The sequence below is a fragment of the Paenibacillus sp. DMB5 genome (assembly GCF_001517085.1).
In the GTDB taxonomy this organism is placed as follows: domain Bacteria; phylum Bacillota; class Bacilli; order Paenibacillales; family Paenibacillaceae; genus Paenibacillus_AQ.
In genome coordinates, this window is sequence record NZ_LRAC01000132.1 from 1 (window position 1) to 15,714 (window position 15,714).

The window sequence follows — 15,714 nt, forward strand, 5'->3', positions numbered from 1 at the left end:
GGCGAAGCCGCCGCCCTTGCCCGGCCGGCCGCCGTAGCTGCGGTGCTCGCCCGCCGCACGCGGCTTCATGTCGACCAGCTCGAAGTCGATCGTATGGTCGTCCATATTCACCTTGGCGACTCGGATCTTCACCTCGTCGCCGATGCGGAACACCTTGGAGGTGCGCTCGCCGATCAGCGCCATATGGGCTTCGTCGAAGTGGTAGTAATCATCCGTCAGGGCGCTGAGACGGATCAGGCCTTCGACTGTATTTTCAAGCTCGATGAACATCCCGAAGCTGGTCACACTGCTGACCATCGCCTCGAACTCCTCACCGACCTTATCCTGCATATACTCAGCCTTCTTCAGCTGTTCGGTATCACGTTCAGCTTCAACGGCCACGCGCTCACGCTCGGAGGACTGCTGGGCAATATCCGGCATCCTGCTGGCCAGATACTCATGCCGTTTCTCGGTCAGCGCCCCGCCGTTTTCAAGCACCTCACGCATCACGCGGTGAATGACCAGGTCAGGATAACGGCGGATTGGTGAAGTGAAATGGGAATAGTATTCGGCAGCCAGTCCAAAGTGGCCTGTGCTTTCGGCATCATATTTCGCCTGTTTCATCGAGCGCAGCATCATCGTGCTGATCACCGTCTGCTCCTTCGTCCCTTCGATCTGCTCCAGCAGATCCTGCAGGGCACGCGGGTGAATGGAATTCCCCCGGCCTTTGACATGGTAACCGAAGTTAGCGGCAAAAGCCATAAAGTTCTGCAGCTTCTCCTGGTCCGGGTCCTCATGAATCCGGTACAGGAACGGCACTTTCAGCCAATGGAAATGCTCGGCCACTGTCTCGTTAGCCGCCAGCATAAACTCCTCAATAATCTGCTCAGCCACGGAACGCTCACGTTTTACGATATCAATTGCCTTGCCGGTCTCATCGACGATGATCTTGCTTTCTTCAAAGTCAAAATCAACCGCCCCGCGCCGCATCCGGGCCGCCCGCAGCTTCATCGCCAGCTCTTTCATCAGACGGAAATCCTCAATCAGCGGGCTGTAGCGCTCCAGCAGCTCCGGATCTTCATCCTCCACAATTTTGCGGACGTCGGAATAGGTCATTCTTTCTTTGGTCCGGATAACGCTCGTAAAGACATCATGCTTCACGACCTTCATATGCTCGTTGAATTCCATCTCACAGGACATGGTGAGCCGGTCCACCTTGGGGTTAAGACTGCAGATCCCGTTCGAGAGCCGGTGCGGCAGCATCGGAATAACCCGGTCTACCAGGTAGACGCTGCATCCCCGGTCATAAGCTTCCTTATCCAGCTCCGAGCCTTCACGCACGTAATAACCGACGTCAGCAATATGAACGCCCAGCTTGTAGTTTCCATTCTCCAGGCGCTGCACGTTAACCGCATCATCAAGATCCTTGGCATCAGCGCCGTCGATGGTAACAATGTTCAGTCCGCGCAGATCGCGCCGGCCCTGCTGTACAATCTCCTCTTCCGTAATGGAATCCGGAGCCTGCTCCGCCTCCCGCATTACCTCAGCAGGAAAAGCCTCCGGCAGCTGATGCTTGCGGATAACGGACAGAATATCAACACCCGGGTCATCCTTATGCCCGAGAATCTCGATGATTTCGCCCTCTGCCGCTGCCCGGCCCTCCGGATAATTAACGATGCGCACGACAACCTTTTCGCCGTCAACCGCACCGCCAAACGACTGCTTCGGAATAAAAATGTCCCGGTTGATCCGCTTATCATCCGGCAGCACAAATCCGTAAGTCTCCAGGCTCTGAAACACTCCTACAGTCTGCAATACGCCGCGCTTGACGATCCGCACCACTTCACCTTCCATCCGCCCGCCGGACGGGCTTTTGGAGGTAATCCGGATCAGCACAATATCGCCGTTCATTGCACCTTTGAGATCATTGGCATGAATGTAGACATCAGGATGGTCGCGGTCATCAGGAATCAGGAAAGCGAAGCCTTTAGCATGCGCCTGCAGCCGCCCGCGCAAAAGATCCATCCGTTCCGGCACACCATAACGGTTATTCCGGGTCAGTACGATCCGGCCGTCCTGCTCCAGCTCTGAGAGCAAATCCTCAAACGCCTTGAACGCAGCGCTGTCCTCTATTGCAAAATGGCTGACCAGCTCATCGTATGTCAGCGGCTTATAAGCGGTTTCCCGCATAAAATCAAGTAATATTTCCTGTGTTATCAAATAAGTCACCTCGGCCCTTTCGCAGCATCGTATGCTGCGGCAAATATGTACGTCTTGTCCTCTTTGGTTTTTCGCGCTTCAAGTAAATTTTACCTCTATATACTTCATACCCTAGTATACACGAAATCAATCCCGCCCATCCCTGTTATGATTATCCCAAGGTTAACGCAGGCTCAAAAATCCAAAAATAAAAAGCCCCCGCCCCATTCCATTCAGAACAGAGCGAAGGCTTAGTGTATGCAGTTTAGTCAACAAAAATGGCAACAACGATTGACATGATAAAGAATCCGGCTGCCAATGCAACTGTTACACGCTGCAGTACGAGTTCCATACCGCGGGCTTTGGTTTTACCGAAGAGATGCTCAGCACCGCCGGAGATGGCACCGGAAAGACCTGCGCTTTTCCCTTTTTGCAGAAGAACGACCGCAATCAGACCGACGGAAAAAATCAGGAGCACAATTTTCAAAAAGATATCCATTCACTTCCACCTCCTACGTCCAAGCATCACTATCTATGGTAATTTAGATTTCACGAATTCATAAACAGCATTTTTATTTTATCATAGCGTTAAAGCGAATACAACCTTCAACCAGCCAACAACTCATAAAAAAGCCTGCCGGAAACCGGCAGGCCCTGTAAAGCTATATCAAAAGAAATTATCTTTTGAGGTTGTAGAAGGATTTGAGGCCGTTGTATTGAGCCAATTCACCCAGTTCGTCTTCGATGCGAAGCAATTGGTTGTACTTGGCAACGCGGTCAGTACGGGAAGGAGCACCTGTTTTGATCTGGCCAGCATTGGTAGCAACAGCGATGTCAGCGATTGTGCTGTCTTCGGACTCACCGGAACGGTGGGAGATAACAGCAGTGTAACCAGCGCGTTTAGCCATTTCGATAGCATCGAAAGTTTCAGTCAGTGTACCAATCTGGTTAACCTTAACCAGGATGGAGTTACCGATACCTTTTTCGATACCTGTAGCAAGACGCTCAGTGTTAGTAACGAACAGGTCGTCACCAACCAATTGAACTTTGTCGCCCAATTTTTCAGTGAGCAATTTCCAGCCTTCCCAGTCGTCTTCGGACATACCGTCTTCGATTGTGATGATTGGGTACTTCTCAACCCAGGAAGCCAGCAGGTCAACATACTCAGCGGAAGTGTAGGATTTGCCTTCGCCAGCAAGTGTGTACTTGCCATCTTTGTAGAACTCAGTGGAAGCAACGTCCATACCCAGGAATACGTCAACACCTGGTTTGTAACCGGCTTTTTCGATTGCTTCGATGATTGTAGTGATTGCTTCTTCGTTGGAACCAAGGTTAGGAGCGAAGCCGCCTTCGTCACCTACAGCTGTGTTCAGGCCTTTGGACTGCAGTACGGATTTCAGGTTGTGGAAGATTTCAGCACCTGTACGCAGAGCTTCTTTGAAGCTAGGAGCGCCTACTGGCAGAACCATGAACTCTTGAACGTCGATGTTGTTGTCAGCATGCTCACCACCGTTGATGATATTCATCATTGGTACTGGCAGTGCTTTAGCGTTGAATCCGCCCAGGTATACGTACAAAGGAATATCCAGAGCTGCTGCAGCTGCGCGGGCTACTGCCATGGATACAGCCAGGATTGCGTTAGCGCCCAGCTTACCTTTGTTAGGAGTTCCGTCCAGAGTGATCATCAGCTTGTCGATGCCCACTTGGTCAAGAGCGTCCATACCGATTACTTCTGGAGCGATGATTTCGTTTACGTTCTCAACAGCCTTCAGAACGCCTTTGCCCATGTAACGGGATTTGTCGCCGTCACGAAGCTCTACAGCTTCATGAGCGCCAGTGGAAGCGCCGGAAGGAACGATAGCGCGGCCTTTAGCGCCGGATTCCAGGTAAACGTCAACCTCTACAGTAGGGTTACCGCGGGAGTCAAGGACTTCGCGTGCATATACATCAGAAATAATAGTCATGTAAGTTAATCTCCTTTTAACTATGGTTTTGGTTATTGCAAAGCATTCGTTGGGCTCCTGCTTATTTGCGGCTGGCAATCATGGATTGTCCGGTCATTTCCGCAGGCTGCGGAAGTCCCATCAGATCCAGAATTGTCGGTGCTACATCGGCAAGGATACCGGATTCGCGCAGAACAACATTCTCAGTGGTTACAATGAACGGAACCGGATTGGTGGTGTGAGCGGTGAACGGACGTCCCTGCTCGTCAAATACCATATCGGCATTACCGTGGTCGGCAATGATGATCGCAACGCCGCCCTTGGCAACAACTGCATCTACGACTTTACCCACACATTCATCCGTTACTTCAACCGCCTTGATCGTAGGCTCCAGCATGCCGGAGTGTCCTACCATATCAGGGTTCGCAAAGTTCAGGATAATGGCATCCTGTCTGTCCGCTTCGATTTCCGCTACGCAGGCCGCCGCCACTTCGTATGCGCTCATCTCAGGCTTCAGATCATAGGTTGCCACTTTTGGCGAGTTAATCAGGATGCGGGTTTCGCCTGGAAGCTCTTCGTCGCGTCCGCCGCTGAAGAAGAAGGTTACGTGCGGGTACTTTTCAGTTTCCGCAATACGCAGCTGCTTCTTGTTGTTCTGTACAAGCACTTCACCCAGGGTATTGTCCAGGTTCTTCGGCGAGTAGGCTACATAGCCCTGTACCGTTTCACTGAACGTAGTCAGGCACACGAAGTGCAGATCCTGCGGGAACAAAGGACCACGGTCGAACCCGCGGAAATCGGAGTTCGTGAATACCTGCGACAGCTGAATCGCACGGTCAGGACGGAAGTTCAGGAATACGACGGAATCGCCGCTTTCCACTACTCCTACCGGCTGGTCGTTGCTGTCAACGATTACGCTAGGCTCTACGAATTCATCATACACGGAATTCTGGTAGGATGCAGTGATGGCCTGCAGCGCATCGGTATATTTAGGGCCTTCGCCATATACCATTGCCCGGTAAGCCTTCTCTACACGCTCCCAGCGCTTGTCACGGTCCATCGCGTAGTAACGTCCGGATACCGTAGCAATTGTACCTACACCAACTTCTTCGATCTTCGCGATCAGATCCTGAACGAACTTTTGTCCGCTGTCAGGCGCAACGTCGCGTCCGTCCATGAAAGCATGGATATACACTTCGTGCATATCTTCCTTCTTGGCCAGATCGAGCATGGCGAACAGATGATTGATGTGACTGTGCACGCCGCCGTCGGATACGAGCGCATACAGGTGAAGCTTTTTGCCGGTGGACTTGGCGCTTCTTACAGCTGCAACCAGCGTTTCGTTCTCAAAGAACTCACCGTCACGGATCGACTTGTCAATACGGGTCAGATCCTGGTATACGATCCGGCCTGCGCCGATGTTAAGGTGTCCTACTTCCGAGTTGCCCATTTGTCCTTCAGGCAGACCTACAGCTTCGCCGCAGGCGGTAAGCGTAGTGTTCGGATATTGCTTCAGGTAACGGTCATAATTGGGTTTATTGGCTTGGGCAACCGCGTTGCCTTCATCCGTATTCCGCAATCCGAATCCGTCCATGATGATTAATGCTACAGGTCTTGGAGCTGACATCCTTACTTCGCCCCCTCAACGAGTGAAACGAAGGAAGCAGGCTGCAGGCTGGCACCGCCGACGAGAGCGCCGTCGATGTCGCTTTGACTCATATACTCCGTTACATTCTCAGGCTTCACGCTGCCGCCGTATTGGATACGGACAGCTTCAGCTGTTGCTTCATCGTACAGGTCTTTTACAAGAGTACGGATGTAAGCAATAACTTCGTTAGCGTCTTGGGAAGTGGAGGATTTACCAGTACCGATCGCCCAGATTGGCTCATAAGCGATAACAACCTGAGCTGCCTGTTCAGCGCTCAGACCGGCAAAAGCACCTTCAGTTTGAACCTTGCAAACTTCCTTGGTCTGGTCAGCTTCGCGCTCTTCAAGCTTTTCGCCGACACATACGATTGGAGTAATGCCGTGACGGAATGCCGCGTGCATTTTTTTGTTTACAATTTCATCCGTTTCGCCGAAATAAGCGCGGCGCTCGGAGTGGCCGATGATAACGTAGTCTACACCCAGATCTTTCAGCATAACGCCGCTGATTTCACCTGTGTAAGCACCGTTGTCTTCGAAGTGCAGGTTCTGTGCACCGATTTTGATGGATGTACCTTTAACCGCTGCTACCAGTGCAGGCAGGTTGGTGAAAGGAGCGCAAATTACAGTTTCCACGCCTTCTACTTCTGCCTGGCCTTTAACTTCAGCGATAAAGCCTTCTGCTTCCGGAACGGTTTTGAACATTTTCCAGTTGCCGGCGATAATAGGTGTTCTGCTCATAATCTTGTATTGCCTCCTTCTTTGCCTCTTACTTGTCGTTCAGTGCTTCTACGCCAGGAAGTGCCTTACCTTCCATGAACTCCAGGGATGCGCCGCCGCCAGTAGAGATGTGATCCATTTGGTCAGCCAGCTGGAATTTTTCTGCTGCAGCTGCGGAATCGCCGCCGCCGATGACAGTGTAACCTTCAGTTGTTGCGCAAGCCTGCGCTACAGCCTTGGTTCCTTCAGCAAAGATATCGATTTCGAATACGCCCATAGGTCCGTTCCAAACAACCAGCTTGGAATCTTTGATGATATTGGCGTAGATTTCACGGGTTTTAGGACCGATGTCCAGACCTTCCCAGTCAGCAGGAATTTCAGTAACATCTACAATTTTGGTGTTGGCATCTGCACCGAACTTGTCAGCGACAACAACGTCAACCGGAAGTACGAAGTTTTTGCCCAGTTTTTTAGCCTTCTCGATGAATCCCAGCGCAGCGTCGATTTTATCGTTGTCTACCAGCGATTTGCCGATTTCATAGCCTTGAGCTTTGGTGAATGTATAAGAAAGGCCGCCGCCGATCAGAACATTGTCAGCCAGGTTCAAGAGGTTGTCGATAACGTCGATTTTGTCCTTAACCTTGGAACCGCCGATGATGGCAGTGAAAGGACGCTCAGGGTTCGAAAGAGCTTTGCCCAGTACGGACAATTCCTTCTCCATCAGAAGACCGGATACAGCCGGCAGGAAGTGAGCGATACCTTCAGTAGAAGCATGAGCACGGTGAGCCGCGCCGAACGCGTCATTTACGAACAGGTCAGCCAGTTCAGCGAACTGCTTAGCCAGTTCAGGATCGTTCTTTTCTTCGCCCGGATAGAAACGGACATTCTCAAGCACAAGCACGTCGCCGTCATTCAGCTCAGCGATTTGCGCTTTAACAGCCTCGCCGACAGCTTCATCAGCTTTGGCTACCGGTTTGCCGAGCAGCTCGGACAGGCGCTCTGCAGCAACGGTAAGACGCATGGAATCAACGAATTGGCCCTTAGGACGGCCCATGTGGCTGGCCAGAATGACCTTAGCACCGTTTTCGATCAGGTACTTAATCGTTGGAAGGGTTTCGCGGATACGGGTATCATCAGTGATCTTGCCGTCTTCCACCGGAACGTTAAAATCGACGCGCACGAATACGCGTTTGCCTGCTACTTCTACATCACGGACGCTTTTTTTGTTCATGATTAGTCTTCCTCCACACCCAAATTTAGAAAGAGCGGAAACAAGGAACTTCTGTTTCCGCTCTATAGATGCTGCTTATGTTAAGCCGGTCTTACTTAGCCAGTTTTGCGAAGTGTTCCAAAGTGCGAACCAGCTGTGCAGTGTAGGACATTTCGTTGTCGTACCAAGCAACAGTTTTAACCAGTTGTTTGTCGCCAACAGTCAGGACTTTGGTTTGTGTTGCATCGTACAGGGAACCGAAAGTCATGCCCTTGATGTCGGAAGATACGATTTCATCTTCAGTGTAGCCGTAAGTTTCCGGATCGGAAGCTTCCTTCATTGCTGCGTTGATTTCTTCAACAGTTACGTTCTTCTCAAGAACAGTAACCAGCTCAGTCAGGGAACCTGTAGCAACAGGCACGCGTTGTGCTGCTCCGTCAAGTTTGCCTTTCAGTTCTGGAATTACCAGACCGATTGCTTTTGCAGCACCGGTAGTGTTAGGGATGATGTTCTCAGCAGCTGCACGAGCGCGTCTGAAGTCACCTTTAGCGTGTGGAGCATCAAGAGTGTTCTGGTCGCCAGTGTAAGCGTGGATTGTAGTCATCAGGCCTTCAACCACACCGAACTTGTCGTTCAGGACTTTTGCCATTGGAGCCAGGCAGTTGGTTGTGCAAGATGCGCCGGAGATAACTGTTTCGGAACCATCAAGGATGTCATGGTTAACGTTGTAAACAACAGTTTTCATGTCGCCTGTAGCTGGAGCAGAGATAACTACTTTTTTAGCTCCGCCTTTAAGGTGCTTTTCAGCAGCTTCTTTAGTTGTGAAGAAGCCTGTGCACTCCAGAACGATGTCTACGCCGAGGTCGCCCCAAGGCAGTTCTTCTGGGTTACGGTTCGCAAGAACCTTAACTTCTTTACCGTTTACTTTGAAGAATCCGTCATGAACTTCAACGTCTCCCTGGAATTTACCTTGAGTTGTATCATATTTAAGCAAATGAGCAAGCATCTTAGCGTCAGTCAAGTCGTTGATTGCTACCACTTCGATACCTTCTACATTTTGAATACGGCGGAATGCAAGGCGTCCAATACGTCCAAAACCGTTAATACCAACTTTTACACTCATTGAATAGTTCCTCCTAGATTTCGTTTTATTTATTCAAGACAAGCCGTGAAGCTCGTCAAGACAACAATGTTAAGTATAATGCAAAATAACTGCGAAAGCTCCCCATATCCTGGAATCTATAGCACATGCTGCAACTGTGCGTCGATTTCTTTGCCGATTTCGACAGCAGCCGCCTCATCAATAACCAGAATATCCTCTTGCCCGAAGCGCAGCATTGCGTGGATCGCTTTGGCTTTGCGTTTGCCCCCTGCGATACCGATAACGACCTCTGTACGAAGGATATCCTCTAAACGGAGCCCGATCGTACGCATGGTATGGACAACCTCGCCGGCTTCATTAAAATAGTAGCCGAACGATTCGGCAACCGCACCTTCGGCCTGAATCTCCGAGACCGTAGCCTCATCCAGCCTGCGACGGCGGGTCATTTCCAGGGCATCACCGATCCCATGAACAATGATACGCGATCTGCGGATGATTTGTACAATCTCCCCGATGTTCGAGTCATGCCCCAGCGACTGGTAAGCTTCCTCGCTGAGCAGATCCGGCACATGCAGCAGACGGTAATTTGCTCCGATCCGCTTAGCCATGGTAGAAGCAATCGTATTGGCCTGAATCTCCATGCTCTCTCCAAGCCCTCCGCGTGCAGGGACAACCCATGCATTCTTATAGGAGGCGGATAATGGCAGGGTCAGCTGATCGGCCATCTCAGCCAGTGTAGAGCCGCCTGTCACGGCAATGGTATCGTCACCGCGCAGTACACCGAGAAAGGCCTTGGCGCCTGCACGTCCCAGCTCACGCTTGGTGAACGGAGATGATTCACAATCCCCGGGCACGATAATAACTTTGCTAAGATCATACGTTGAGCGGATCTTCTCTTCCAGATCATCCAGGCCGAACAGGCTCTTGGCGATCGGCTCCAGCAGGTCAAGCGTTCTGCGTCCGGCATCGCTAATGCGCATACCGACACTCTCGATCTCAATGAGCCCTTGCGATTTCAGAAGATCCGTCTCGGCGCGCAGTACCCGCTCGGTCATATCAAGCGACGCGGCCAGTGTTCTGCGTCCAATAATATCGGACAGCATGATCTGATGTAGAATCGTGTAACGTCTCTTAAGGGTTTCCATGAGATCCGGCAGAAGCTGCTTTTGGATTTCCAATAAATTGCGCATGCTTTCACTCCTGCAACTTCGTCTTTCTCTATTCCCTTGTTCGTGGTCTCAAAATGTCCCGGGTTAACTTTTTAAGTCCCACACATATTCTAACCAAATATTACGCGGAGTGCAAGTCATCCGAAAGTATAATTCTCAACCGCTTTTCATCTTATACATCTGTCACAGGGTGTAAGAGAATTGAATTCCCCTTAGCACAGCCGAAACAACCTGTGTTCCCTCTGGTGAACGAGCGGAAAACGGGGATTTTTAAAAGCATATAAAGTTATTTTTAAGGTCACCTTTAATGTTTATTGCAATTTCTGACTTCATGTATTATAATAAATTCTGTTGCGCCCGTGGTCCAATGGATATGACGTAGGCCTCCGAAGCCTGAGATCCAAGTTCGATTCTTGGCGGGCGCGCCATTATTTTGATATTTGTACATAATTTAGCAGTAGTCCTACTGTTAATTAACCAAAGAGCCGATTGATGGCTCTTTTTTTTAAAACTAAGTTTGACTTTCTTTGACTTTTTGTTTGATTTTGTTTATCATGTGGTTAATACGGTAACAGTAAAAAATGAACACATTCCGAAGAACCCATTCAAGGAGGTTTTACACGTGAGTTATATTCCAATGGTAGTAGAACAGAGCAACCGCGGCGAACGCGCTTATGACATCTATTCCCGCCTGCTGAAGGACCGCATTATTTTCCTTGGAACGGATGTTAATGACGTGGTAGCCAATTCCATCATCGCACAAATGCTGTTCCTGGCTGCCGAAGACCCGGATAAGGACATTCACCTGTATATCAACAGCCCGGGCGGTTCGATCACAGCCGGTATGGCTATCTTTGATACAATGCAATACATCAAACCGGATGTATCCACGATCTGCGTGGGTATGGCTGCTTCCATGGGAGCATTCCTGCTGAACGCCGGTGCCAAGGGCAAGCGCTTTGCGCTGCCGAACAGTGAAATCATGATTCACCAGCCGCTGGGCGGGGCTCAGGGCCAGGCAACGGATATTGAAATCCGCGCCCGCCGCATCCTGAAGCTGCGCGACAAGCTGAACCGCATCCTCTCCGAGCGTACCGGCCAGCCGCTGGAACGCATCGAGAAGGATACAGACCGCGATTACTTCATGAGTGCTGCTGATGCAGCCGAGTACGGTATCGTCGATAAAGTTATCGAGAAGACACTGCCAGCCGGCGTGTAAGCTGAATAACAGTACAGAAGGCTGCCGGGACCCTCAAGGGTCCCGGCAGCCTTTTTTACATTCTTATATATTCTGTTCCGAATCCTTATACACCTTAACCCAGCCGCCCGTACCCCAGACCGTCCAGCTTGCCGGCAATAACCCGGTAGCCCCTGCCGTTAGGATGGATATGGTCAAGGAACAATAAGCCGCGCTCATTGCCGGCAAATTCATTGTAAATAGAGGCAAATCCGCAGACCCGGCTGCTGTAGCCGGCAGTATACCGGTTGAACTGCCGGACCCATTCCGTAGCTTCATCTATCTGCGGATAGGGATTGTACAATCGACAATCCGGATGATGTATGGCTTACTCATGCCGGCCTTGAGCTGTGACAGCGTACCCATGATATCACTGATATTCCTTTTGCAGCCGCGCAGAGCCTTCTGCAGCAGCGGTGACAGATCACCGGGACGGCCGCCGGCCGCCTTGGCTGCTTTGATCAGGTCATTGCCGCCAATGGAGATTGTTATCAGGTCAGCCTCCTGTACGGCCAGACGGAAATTATAATCGCCCTTCAGCCGTTGCTCCAGACCGTCCGTAGTCAGTCCGTTAACACCAAGGTTCGTCAGCCGGATTGGCGTTCTCAGGCGGGCCTCCGCCATTCTCCGGTAGACCGGTACGAACCCGTTCCCGGGCAGTGCCCCGAAGCCTGTAGTCAGGGAATCTCCGATCGCGGTGTACTGATAGCTCATCCTTTTCTTCCCCCTTCCTGTTAAACGGTACTTTCTACAGCTTATGAACAGGAGAGGCGCCCCGTAACGGCAGGGCATCCTTATATGTACTTGCGGAGGAATCAGGCGGCAAAAAGCCCTCCGGCTCCCTATAGGGGCAGCAGAAGGGCTCTTTACAATGCACGGAGGCGCAGACTAAGCCTTTATTTAAAAGCCGCGAACGGGCTGCTTCCATCCGGCAGCAATTCCTTGAAGGTAAAGTCAAACTGCGGGAATCCTGAAGCGTATGCGGTGTATTCATACAGCTGGAAGAACACGACAAGCTTGCCTTCTTTTAAATAAAAGTATTTCTCTGTATTCAGTCCGGTAAATCCGCCGAGGTAGCCGCCCTCAGCCTTAATCCGCTTAGACAGCTTGGTATTGAGCTCTTTTTTATAATTCGGGTTGGCCTTCAGCAGATCACCGATCAGCAGGCGTTTACCGTCCTTCAGCGAGAAAGTAAAGGCATTGCGGTAGGTCATTCCGTGCGCTCCGCCTGTGTATCCGTACTGTTCTGTAACCAGACTGAGTACCCCGTCCTTATTGTACGTAACCACATATCCGCCTTGGAACTCATAAGGCCGGTCATCCTCCGACCTGTTAGCGATCTGTTTCTCAGCATCTGCCGCATAATTAAGGACCAGCTTCTTGATCGTATCATTGATCGACTTCTGTGCCGCAGCATTAGCCAGCCCGCTCACCTGCGGGTAATCCAGCTTGATCGGTGCGTTCTCTGACTCCTTGATGAAGCTCTCGGTAGTAATTGTAATGGCATTTTGCTTCTGCTTCATTACGTTCAGACGGCCGGTAGCTGCACTCCAGTCCCCCTGAAAGCCCAGATAATCCGTCATCAGGTCAAATGGTATATACAGCCGGTTATTTATATTTTTCGCTTCATAGTCACCCAGAAAATAATTGTTCACAGAAATCGCTATACTGTAATCCGAAACCATCAGCTTGGTCAGCGTGTTTCCTTTGCCGATGGAATAGGTCTTATCCGCTTTATCATAGGTCACGGGCATACCCAGTGTATCCCGCAGGAAGCTGACAGGTACCCAGACCTTGCCCCCGCTGAAAATGCCGGTCTGCTGCGTAATGCTGCCGTTCCATTTCAGTACTACCGTTGACTGGGCCGTCTTAGCCTGTACTGCAGCCGGTGCTGCCTGAGCTTCTCCTGCTGACAGCATTCCACCTCCAAGCAGCAGGCTTGCCGCCATGATGCCCGTTCCCCATTTGCGCGCTTGTTCCTTAAGTATAATATTCATGCCGATTTCTCCTTCCGCAGGTACGATGATTGACTTGATGTTCCCCCTAAGACCCGGAAAGCCTGGCCCCCTGGTCCACTTCTCTTATTATAGAGAGTACGGCTGCCATGATTGTTACAAATTCCCTTACAGTTTCTTAAGCTTTTACAGCATATTTAAAGGGTCTTGTTACTTTTCCTTAAACAAAATGAGAGAATTTCTACCGCGAAGCATCTGATTGCTGAAAAAAGACCCCGCTGTGCCATTAACGGCAGAAGCAGGGTCCCATAATTTCAATCCTATTTCAATTCATATACTACGCTGAGCTGGGTAGTAACCTTAACCTGGCCCGGTTCAACCGAAGTGCCTCCGGCAGTATCTGCAGCAGCCTTGCTCATTGCCGCATTTTCCATGTAGTACACAGGGTTATTGCCTACATCATTCTGGGTTACGGTAACAACCTGGCCCAGGCTGCGTTTTGCCGCCTTGGCGATAGCTGCTGCTTTTACATCCGCGTTAGCCATAGCCTTTTCGATAACCTGGGCTTCAAAAGCGGAAGGATCTTCAATTGCAAACTGCGCGCTACCGATGTTGTTCGCGCCTGCAGCCGAAGCAGCATCGAGCAGTGCTCCAACCTTGGCCAGGTCACGGTAAGCCACCTGCAGTGTGTGCTGTGCGATGTAGCCTTTAACCTGCTGTCCGTCCTTTTCGCTGTAAGTGTAATTAGGCTGAACACTGAACTGGGTGCTCTGGATGTCCTTATCGGCGATTCCCCAGGTTGTTTTGAGCTGTTCAGTCACTTTGGCAATTTTGGCTGCATTGGCTTTCTGCGCTTCCTGCGCCGTTGCCGCAGATGAATTCGCTCCAATCGACAGATAGACGATATCCGGCTTGATCGACAACTCGCCCTTACCTGTTACGCTGACAATATTGCGGGTAATTTCCTCTGCGGCGTAAGCCTTTTCAGGTCCTTTGAACACACTGCTCAGCCCCATTCCTCCAACAATCAAACTTCCTGCCAGCAGTACCGCTCCGAGTGATTTGCCCCATTTCTTCATGCTTAACTTCCCCTTTCAGATCCTTTATTTGTTTGGTATCCTCTAGACGGGCCTCTTTGGTAAAAGTTGCATTCAGGTGCGCATTTCAAAAACATTTTTTCTTAAATTAAAAAAAGCCCCGTTAGGGGCTTTTTGTAACTACATCGTAAGCAAGGCGGAGACCTATTGGTTCTCCAGCTCTTCCTTGCTGACAAGACTTGTCAAAGCGGTTACAGCCTGATCCGCATCGGCGCCATCCGCGCTGATATAAATCTCCGTGCCGGAACTGATCGCCAGGCTCATAATGCCCATGATGCTTTTGGCGTTAACTTTTTTATCGTCTTTTTCCACGAAAATCTCCGACGAAAACTTGTTGGCTTCTTGCACGAACAATGCTGCCGGCCGAGCGTGGAGCCCCGTCTTCAACCGTACAACTACCGGGTGCTTTGTCATGAAACGCTTACCCCCTATTTGAGATCTGCCCAAAAATTTCACATTAATTTTATAATATTATATCATTATAACCGCATCCACACTAGAAAAAAAATAATTAGCCGCCGCGGACTTTCTCCGCCAGCTCATCAATTTTGCGTAAACGGTGGTTTACACCTGATTTACTGACGTTCCCCTTCAGCATCTCACCGACTTCCTTCAGGTTGATGTCCGGGTGTGCCAGCCTGATTTCCGCGACCTCGCGCAGCTTATCCGGAAGGCTCTCCAGCCCCACCTCACGCTGCAGCAGCTTGATGTTCTCAATCTGCCGGACAGCCGCACTGATCGTTTTGTTCAGGTTGGCCGTTTCGCAGTTGACGATGCGGTTTACGGAGTTGCGCATGTCACGCATAATCCGCACATCCTCAAATTTGAACAGCGCCTGGTGCGCACCGATCAGGTTCAGGAACTCGATGATCTTCTCGCCTTCCTTAATGTATAGGATAAAGCCTTTTTTACGCTCTATGCAGCGGGCGTTCAGGTGAAATTCACCAGCCAGATCCACCAGCGCTTTACAGTGCTCCTCATACATGGAAGCGATTTCCAAATGATAGGACGAGCCCTCGGGATTGTTTACCGACCCGCCGGCCATGAAGGCTCCGCGGAGATAAGCCCGCTTGCAGCAGTTTTTTCTGACGATTTCCTCGTCAATTCCGTCATTGAAGATGAAGCCCTCGGATACAATCCGCAGGTCCTTCAGGATCTCCTGCACCCGGCTGGGGATTCGGACAATATAGACGTTATTTTTCTTCAAACGCATTTTTTTACGCACGAGCAGCTCGATATGGACCTGGTAATATTTCTTAAGCAAAGAATATACCCGCCTTGCAATCGCGGCGTTCTCCGTCGAGATGTCCAGAACCACCTTTTTGCTTGAAAGCTGCACGGATCCGTTCATCCGGATCAGCGCTGACATCTCCGCCTTCTCGCAGCAGGGCGGGCTCTCCACCATCGTCAGCTCTTTTTTGGTAAGTGCCGCAAAAGACAAGGGGCTCACCTCTTTCAT

The 15,714-nt window shown here is 50.7% G+C and carries 15 protein-coding genes and 1 tRNA gene; 2 read left to right on the forward strand and 14 right to left on the reverse strand.

Going from position 1 to position 15,714, the window contains the following annotated elements; genetic code table 11:
* From rnr to AWJ19_RS19670, 8 genes are all read right to left on the reverse strand, one after another.
* A partial coding sequence (gene rnr / locus AWJ19_RS19635; RefSeq protein ID WP_068721710.1) for a ribonuclease R occupies positions 1–2,199 on the reverse strand: 2,199 nt, incomplete at its 3' end.
* A gap of 244 nt (positions 2,200–2,443) precedes the next feature.
* On the reverse strand, positions 2,444–2,677 hold the full coding sequence (gene secG / locus AWJ19_RS19640) for a preprotein translocase subunit SecG (protein WP_068721708.1): 234 nt from the start codon (positions 2,675–2,677) through the stop codon (positions 2,444–2,446).
* A gap of 178 nt (positions 2,678–2,855) precedes the next feature.
* The gene (gene eno, locus AWJ19_RS19645) at positions 2,856–4,142 is read right to left on the reverse strand and encodes a phosphopyruvate hydratase (RefSeq protein WP_068721706.1); all 1,287 of its coding nucleotides are present in this window, start codon (positions 4,140–4,142) and stop codon (positions 2,856–2,858) included.
* Positions 4,143–4,203: 61 nt separating this feature from the next.
* Entirely contained in the window at positions 4,204–5,748 is a 1,545-nt protein-coding gene (gene gpmI / locus AWJ19_RS19650) for a 2,3-bisphosphoglycerate-independent phosphoglycerate mutase (RefSeq protein WP_068721704.1), read from the reverse strand.
* Positions 5,749–5,750: 2 nt separating this feature from the next.
* Positions 5,751–6,506 (reverse strand): triose-phosphate isomerase, encoded by a 756-nt coding sequence (gene tpiA, locus AWJ19_RS19655; RefSeq protein ID WP_068721702.1) that lies wholly within the window; start codon positions 6,504–6,506, stop codon positions 5,751–5,753.
* A gap of 28 nt (positions 6,507–6,534) precedes the next feature.
* On the reverse strand, positions 6,535–7,716 hold the full coding sequence (locus AWJ19_RS19660) for a phosphoglycerate kinase (protein ID WP_068721700.1): 1,182 nt from the start codon (positions 7,714–7,716) through the stop codon (positions 6,535–6,537).
* 91 nt (positions 7,717–7,807) lie between these two features.
* Entirely contained in the window at positions 7,808–8,818 is a 1,011-nt protein-coding gene (gap, locus tag AWJ19_RS19665; protein ID WP_068721698.1) for a type I glyceraldehyde-3-phosphate dehydrogenase, read from the reverse strand.
* A 116-nt stretch (positions 8,819–8,934) separates the two neighbouring features.
* Entirely contained in the window at positions 8,935–9,987 is a 1,053-nt protein-coding gene (locus AWJ19_RS19670) for a sugar-binding domain-containing protein (protein ID WP_068721696.1), read from the reverse strand.
* Between the two features lie 332 nt (positions 9,988–10,319).
* Here AWJ19_RS19670 and AWJ19_RS19675 point away from each other — a divergent pair.
* Positions 10,320–10,394, forward strand: a tRNA-Arg gene (locus AWJ19_RS19675).
* A 194-nt stretch (positions 10,395–10,588) separates the two neighbouring features.
* The gene (gene clpP / locus AWJ19_RS19680) at positions 10,589–11,185 is read left to right on the forward strand and encodes an ATP-dependent Clp endopeptidase proteolytic subunit ClpP (protein ID WP_068721693.1); all 597 of its coding nucleotides are present in this window, start codon (positions 10,589–10,591) and stop codon (positions 11,183–11,185) included.
* A gap of 94 nt (positions 11,186–11,279) precedes the next feature.
* On the opposite strand, the gene AWJ19_RS36780 is transcribed toward clpP, so the two are convergent.
* The 6 genes from AWJ19_RS36780 to whiA all read right to left on the reverse strand — a co-directional run bounded on the left by AWJ19_RS36780 (position 11,280) and on the right by whiA (position 15,696).
* Complete coding sequence (locus AWJ19_RS36780; protein WP_241781586.1) at positions 11,280–11,507, reverse strand: hypothetical protein; 228 nt, start codon at positions 11,505–11,507, stop codon at positions 11,280–11,282.
* Complete coding sequence (locus AWJ19_RS19685; RefSeq protein ID WP_241781585.1) at positions 11,483–11,917, reverse strand: GDSL-type esterase/lipase family protein; 435 nt, start codon at positions 11,915–11,917, stop codon at positions 11,483–11,485. Before AWJ19_RS19685 ends, AWJ19_RS36780 begins: the two co-directional genes overlap by 25 nt.
* Positions 11,918–12,099: 182 nt before the next feature.
* Positions 12,100–13,200, reverse strand: coding sequence for a DUF4163 domain-containing protein (locus AWJ19_RS19690; protein ID WP_068721691.1), 1,101 nt, complete (start codon positions 13,198–13,200; stop codon positions 12,100–12,102).
* Positions 13,201–13,478: 278 nt separating this feature from the next.
* Positions 13,479–14,237 (reverse strand): SIMPL domain-containing protein, encoded by a 759-nt coding sequence (locus AWJ19_RS19695; RefSeq protein WP_068721689.1) that lies wholly within the window; start codon positions 14,235–14,237, stop codon positions 13,479–13,481.
* A gap of 162 nt (positions 14,238–14,399) precedes the next feature.
* On the reverse strand, positions 14,400–14,669 hold the full coding sequence (locus tag AWJ19_RS19700; RefSeq protein WP_019914358.1) for an HPr family phosphocarrier protein: 270 nt from the start codon (positions 14,667–14,669) through the stop codon (positions 14,400–14,402).
* 97 nt (positions 14,670–14,766) lie between these two features.
* Entirely contained in the window at positions 14,767–15,696 is a 930-nt protein-coding gene (gene whiA, locus AWJ19_RS19705) for a DNA-binding protein WhiA (protein ID WP_068721687.1), read from the reverse strand.
* Positions 15,697–15,714 lie beyond the last annotated feature (18 nt).

Bases quoted from the DNA above. Each gene is read 5' to 3' on its own strand.
- secG (WP_068721708.1), bottom strand. From the start codon at position 2,677: ATGGATATCTTTTTGAAAATTGTGCTCCTGATTTTTTCCGTCGGTCTG.
- eno (WP_068721706.1), bottom strand. From the start codon at position 4,142: ATGACTATTATTTCTGATGTATATGCACGCGAAGTCCTTGACTCCCGC.
- gpmI (WP_068721704.1), bottom strand. From the start codon at position 5,748: ATGTCAGCTCCAAGACCTGTAGCATTAATCATCATGGACGGATTCGGA.
- tpiA (WP_068721702.1), bottom strand. From the start codon at position 6,506: ATGAGCAGAACACCTATTATCGCCGGCAACTGGAAAATGTTCAAAACC.
- AWJ19_RS19660 (WP_068721700.1), bottom strand. From the start codon at position 7,716: ATGAACAAAAAAAGCGTCCGTGATGTAGAAGTAGCAGGCAAACGCGTA.
- gap (WP_068721698.1), bottom strand. From the start codon at position 8,818: ATGAGTGTAAAAGTTGGTATTAACGGTTTTGGACGTATTGGACGCCTT.
- AWJ19_RS19670 (WP_068721696.1), bottom strand. From the start codon at position 9,987: ATGCGCAATTTATTGGAAATCCAAAAGCAGCTTCTGCCGGATCTCATG.
- AWJ19_RS19685 (WP_241781585.1), bottom strand. From the start codon at position 11,917: ATGAGCTATCAGTACACCGCGATCGGAGATTCCCTGACTACAGGCTTC.
- AWJ19_RS19690 (WP_068721691.1), bottom strand. From the start codon at position 13,200: ATGAATATTATACTTAAGGAACAAGCGCGCAAATGGGGAACGGGCATC.
- AWJ19_RS19695 (WP_068721689.1), bottom strand. From the start codon at position 14,237: ATGAAGAAATGGGGCAAATCACTCGGAGCGGTACTGCTGGCAGGAAGT.
- AWJ19_RS19700 (WP_019914358.1), bottom strand. From the start codon at position 14,669: ATGACAAAGCACCCGGTAGTTGTACGGTTGAAGACGGGGCTCCACGCT.